Genomic DNA, 1,407 nt, shown 5'->3' with positions numbered 1-1,407 from the left:
ATTAGAATTAGTCTGTCAAAGGCTAGAATGCAGCGCTGCATTTGTGTTGACTAGTCAATATGATAAATTATTTGCCGTTGATACTGATATTATCGACACTTCAGAGCAACAATGTGTCAGTCATTTTGGTGCTTCACCTGCATCAGAAGCGCTGTTTAACCATCAATTACAAGATAATTTGTCACTGTGCGAATCATTATTTAACAGCCATCAATCAATCATTTATCCCCATTCCCCAGAGCAATCATTTACCGCTGATGAAAATCGACTCCTTACACCGCTTTTAGACATCTTTAATCAACTCGATATTGATTGTAAGCATCTTGCTCTGAGTCCTGTTTTGCACGTTGGTAATGTCAAAGTTGTTTTAGGCACTATGTGTGCATCCGATGCTAATCCCGTTGTGAGTCAGCAAGACGATCCTTGTGCGTTTGTGCAAAAGTTACTCGATGACACCGCATACCAATTAGCCTCTTCACTTGAACTTCGTCGTTTATCCGTACTTTTAGACAGTAAAGATAAACAGTATCAAGAGCTTTTTCAGTTACTGCCGATGCCATGTGCGCTGATTGATTTACACAATAATGTTGTATTGCAAAATGATGCGAGTAAACAAAATTTGCCCATTACAGTCGGGCAGAGTTTATTTTCGTTGTTACGAGAAGAAGATCATCCCTTGTTACTCGATACCTTACATATCGTTCGAGAAGGTATTTTACGCCAAGCCTGGTGTGAAGTACCGTTACGAAATGGGGTTCAAATTTACTGGTATAAATTCAGCTTTTGTCATGCGCTTAATAAGCAGCAACAGTTATTGTTAATGATTGAAGATGTCACCGAGCGTTATCGACTTGCCGATGAGTTATCGTTTCATTCAAATTATGATGTGCTAACCGGATTACCAAATCGATTGCAGTTCGAAAACATGCTTGAAGAGTTATTAAAAGATGGAGATCATATACCTGCTTGTATTGCTTTTCTCGATCTCGATCAATTTCAAGTGGTAAATGATCTTAGCGGCCATCAAGCGGGTGATGTGTTGCTGCAACAAGTGGCTGTGCGATTAAAACAATTATTACGAAAAGACGATGTGGTTGCGCGTTTAGGCGGCGATGAGTTTGGCTTATTGATGCACTATTCAGATACCGCATCGGCGCAACAAGTGGCAAAAAGAATTTGCCAACAGTTGTTTGATCATGAATTTACTTGGAAAGGTATCAAGCACAATATTAGTGCCAGTATTGGTATTGCCAAAGTCGATTATGTTGACTCAGATATTTACGGCGTGATGAGTAAAGCTGATGCCGCTTGCCGCCTGGCCAAAGAAGAAGGCCGTAACCGTTGGCATTTTTATAATCCTGACGATCCACAAATGCACATGATGTATAACCAAATGTTGGCATCTGT

Annotated in this window: 1 protein-coding gene; it reads left to right on the top strand. The window is 40.2% G+C overall.

Annotated features, from left to right (window positions below; translation table 11 throughout):
• Positions 1-43 precede the first annotated feature (43 nt).
• Positions 44-1,407, top strand: a 1,364-nt coding sequence (locus CXF78_RS00490) for a GGDEF domain-containing protein (RefSeq protein ID WP_257984784.1), incomplete at its 3' end; no start/stop codon positions are given.

Source organism: Shewanella sp. 11B5 (assembly GCF_002836795.1).
GTDB classification, from domain to species: Bacteria; Pseudomonadota; Gammaproteobacteria; order Enterobacterales; family Shewanellaceae; genus Shewanella; species Shewanella frigidimarina.
This window is presented reverse-complemented; position numbering and strand designations above follow the sequence as displayed.